Raw genomic sequence first — 3,768 nt, 5'->3', positions numbered from 1 at the left:
ATAAATAGGATATATATTTTATAATAGTAGAAGTAATAATATGTGCAGAGAAATAATTAAAACCATATCGGAGGTACTTTAATGGATAATAGTAAAAAAGCTATAGGAGTTTTTGATTCAGGTTTAGGTGGAATAAGTGTTCTTAGAGATTTAAAAGAGCTTATGCCAAATGAAGATTTTATCTATTTTGGAGATTCGGCATATGCTCCTTATGGCGTTAAAACAAAAGAGCAAATTACCGAAAGATGTGTTGAAATAATAGATTTTTTTATATCAAAGGGAGTAAAAGCAGTAGTTATAGCATGTAATACAGCTACAAGTGCTTCTGCAAACTATCTTAGAAAAAAATATAAAAATCTTCCTATAATAGGAATGGAACCAGCTTTAAAAGTTGCAACACAAGGAGTTAAAAATAATAATATAGTAGTTATGGCTACTCCTTTAACTTTAAAAGAAAAGAAATTTGAAACATTAATGCACAAGTTTAGAGGAAACAATAAAGTGGTTAAAATGCCTTGCCCAAAACTTGTTGAAATAGTTGAAAATGATTTACTAGATGATAAAAACATAGTTATAGACCAATTAAAAGACTACTATAAAGACGTAAATATGGATAACCTTGATAGTGTCGTTTTAGGATGTACACACTTTATATTCTATAGAGATTATTTAAATCAATTTTTACCTGAAAATACTAACTTAGTAGATGGAAATATTGGAACTTGTAGACATCTAAAAGAAGTATTAGAAGACAAGAACGAATTAAATACAAGAGATAATATTGGAAAGATAGAAATTTACAACTCAAGTAAAGATCAAAAATATATGAGACTTTCTAATAAGTTATTAGCTAGATAGATTTGAATTTATTTTCAAATCTATTTTTTTTCTAAAAAATGTTAAAAATCATGGTATTATAAAATTATCTAAAAAAAGTAAATTTAAACTATTGAGGTGAAAGTTTTTCGAAAAAGTGTAGATAATACAAATATTAAACTAAAAGATATAGAAGTAAATTACAATAATAGGAGGAATTATAATGCAAGATTTAATAAATAGATTTATAAAATATGCAAAAGTACATACAACAAGTAGCGAGTATTCAGAAAGTGTCCCAACTACAGAAATTCAAAAGGATTTAGGAAAGATATTAGTAGAGGATTTAAAGGAAATAGGACTAGAAGATGCTCATATGGATGAAAAAGGATATGTTTATGCAACCTTAAAATCCAATACAGATAAAAATCTTAATAAAATAGGATTTATAGCTCATATGGATACATCACCAGCAGCTAGTGGCGAAAATGTAAATCCACAAATACATAAAAATTATGATGGAAATGATATAGTAATAAATAGCGAAAAAAATATAATACTATCACCAAAAGAGTTTAATCTCTTAAAAGATAAAGTCGGAAAAACTATAATAACTTCTGATGGAACGACATTACTTGGTGCTGACGACAAGGCTGGAATAGCTGAAATAATGGAGTCATTAAAATACATAGCTAAACATCAAGAAATAGAGCATAGTGATATATATGTATGCTTTACACCAGATGAAGAAGTAGGAAAAGGTGCAGATTTCTTTGATGTTGATAAATTTAAAGCTGATTTTGCATATACAGTAGATGGTGGAGAAATTGGAGAATTAGAATATGAAAACTTCAACGCTGCTAGTGCAAATATAAAAATAATAGGAAAGAGCGTACACCCAGGTTATGCATATAACGTTATGATAAATGCTGCTAGTGTAGCCTCAGAATTTAACTCTATGGTTCCAAACGAAGTGCCTGAAAATACACAAGGATACGAAGGGTTCTACATGCTTAATTCAATTAGTGGAGAAGTAGATAAGGCTGAAATATCTTATATACTTAGAGATTTTGATTTAAATGGATTAGAAAAAAGAAAATCTAAGATAAGAGAAATAGCGAAAACTTTACAGCAAAAATATGGTGAAGATAGAATAATTGTCGATATAAAAGATAGCTACTACAATATGAAAGAAAAGATAGAACCTGTAATGTATATAATTGATCTAGCAAAAAAAGCAATGGATGATGCTGATGTAGAAGCGAGAATAGTTCCTATTAGAGGTGGGACTGATGGTGCGAGAATTTCATATATGGGAATACCAACTCCAAACTTATTTACAGGAGGGTATAATTTCCACGGATATTATGAGTATGCAGTAGTTGAAGAAATGGAAAAAGCTAAATCAGTAATAATCAATATAGTTAAAAATAATAAAAATTATTAAATAATAATATAAAAATAAACTCCTTTTCACAAGGCATAAAAAGCTTAGTTAAAGGGAGTTTATTTTTTTTAGAAAATTAAAAAAATAAAAAGTTACAAAAAAGTTACAGAAAATACTTGAAAAATAGTTACAAAAATGTAACAATATAACTATAAAATAAAAAAAAGTAAAAACGTGTCTAATTATCGGGAGGAATAGATATTATGAGTATAAATAAATCTTATGTATTAGCGGGAGCAGCGATTGCAGCGACCTCAATTGTGTCAATGACAAATATATCGACAGTAGAGGCTGCAAGTCAAATAGCAACAGTAACAGAAAATGTAAACTTTAGAACAGGACCATCGACAAGTTATTCTTCAATAACTGTAATTTCAAAGGGAAGTTCTATTGAAGTTTTAAGTACAAGTGGGAACTGGGTAAATGCAAAATATAACGGAAAAACAGGATATATATATAAAGATTATGTATCAAATTCAACTTCAAATTCGGAAACTACTCAAACTACAAAATATGTAAATACAACAGCAGGACTAAATGTAAGAACAGGACCATCGACAAGTTATGCGAAGATAGCAACATTGTCATATGGACAAAGTGTAAACGTGCTATCTACATCAAATGGATGGTCAAAAATAAACTACAACGGAAGTACAGGATATGTAAGCAGTCAGTATTTACAATCTACAAAACCATCTTCAAGTTCAAGTTCGGAAACTAGCCAAACAGTAAAATATGTAAATACAACATCTGGATTAAATATGAGAACAGGGCCAGCTACAAGCTATGCAAAAATAACGACAATAGCATATGGGCAAAGTGTAAATGTGCTATCTACATCAAATGGATGGTCAAAAATAAACTACAGCGGAAGTACAGGATATGTAAGTAGTCAATATTTACAATCTAAAAAACCGTCTTCAAGCTCATCATCAAATAGTGGAAGTACTTCAGTATCGTCAAGTGCAAGCTCAGTAATAGCATATGCAAAGACATTATTAGGAAAACCATATGTGTGGGGAGCTCAAGGGCCAAACAGTTTTGACTGTTCAGGTTTTACATATTATGTATTTAAAAATAAAGCGGGAATAGTTTTACCTAGAACTTCAAGTGCTCAAAGTAAATATGGAACATCTGTAAGTTGGAGCAATTTAAAAGCTGGGGATTTAATGTTTTTCGATACTAATGGTGCTAATAATGGACAAGTATCTCATGTTGGACTTTATATAGGTAATGGACAGATGATACATGCATCTTCTAGTCAACGTAAAATAGTAATAACAAGTGTAAATACAAGTTATTATAAAAATGCATTTGTAAATGCAAGAAGAGTTTTATAAATAATAAAATAAAAGCCAGAAGATAAGTTAGAACTTGTTTTCTGGCTTTTGAATAAATTCACTATTCTAAGCATAAAAATATAATAAGTGCTATTTATGTTTAGATCATTTCTAATATCAATTTATACGTATGAAAATATTAATAAACTTATCAAACTAAATCTT

The 3,768-nt window shown here is 29.0% G+C and carries 3 protein-coding genes; all 3 read left to right on the top strand.

Translation table 11 applies throughout. The annotated features are described in order from the left end of the window. The first annotated feature begins 81 nt into the window (after positions 1 to 81). The 3 genes from murI (at position 82) to I4U58_RS13035 (ending at position 3,603) form a co-directional block, all read left to right on the top strand. On the top strand, positions 82 to 858 hold the full coding sequence (gene murI, locus I4U58_RS13045; RefSeq protein ID WP_195931775.1) for a glutamate racemase: 777 nt from the start codon (positions 82 to 84) through the stop codon (positions 856 to 858). 181 nt (positions 859 to 1,039) lie between these two features. Then, positions 1,040 to 2,263, top strand: a complete 1,224-nt coding sequence (gene pepT, locus I4U58_RS13040; RefSeq protein WP_195931774.1) for a peptidase T — start codon at positions 1,040 to 1,042, stop codon at positions 2,261 to 2,263. 203 nt (positions 2,264 to 2,466) lie between these two features. Further along, a complete protein-coding gene (locus tag I4U58_RS13035) occupies positions 2,467 to 3,603 on the top strand; it encodes a C40 family peptidase (RefSeq protein WP_195931773.1) in 1,137 nt (378 codons plus the stop codon). Positions 3,604 to 3,768 lie beyond the last annotated feature (165 nt).

It is taken from the genome of Clostridium sp. 1001270J_160509_D11 (assembly GCF_015667935.1).
Classification (GTDB): domain Bacteria; phylum Bacillota; class Clostridia; order Peptostreptococcales; family Peptostreptococcaceae; genus Intestinibacter.
Note: the sequence above shows the minus strand (reverse complement) of the source record. Positions and strands in the feature narration are given on the sequence as shown.

Bases quoted from the DNA above. Each gene is read 5' to 3' on its own strand.
- murI (WP_195931775.1), top strand. From the start codon at position 82: ATGGATAATAGTAAAAAAGCTATAGGAGTTTTTGATTCAGGTTTAGGT.
- pepT (WP_195931774.1), top strand. From the start codon at position 1,040: ATGCAAGATTTAATAAATAGATTTATAAAATATGCAAAAGTACATACA.
- I4U58_RS13035 (WP_195931773.1), top strand. From the start codon at position 2,467: ATGAGTATAAATAAATCTTATGTATTAGCGGGAGCAGCGATTGCAGCG.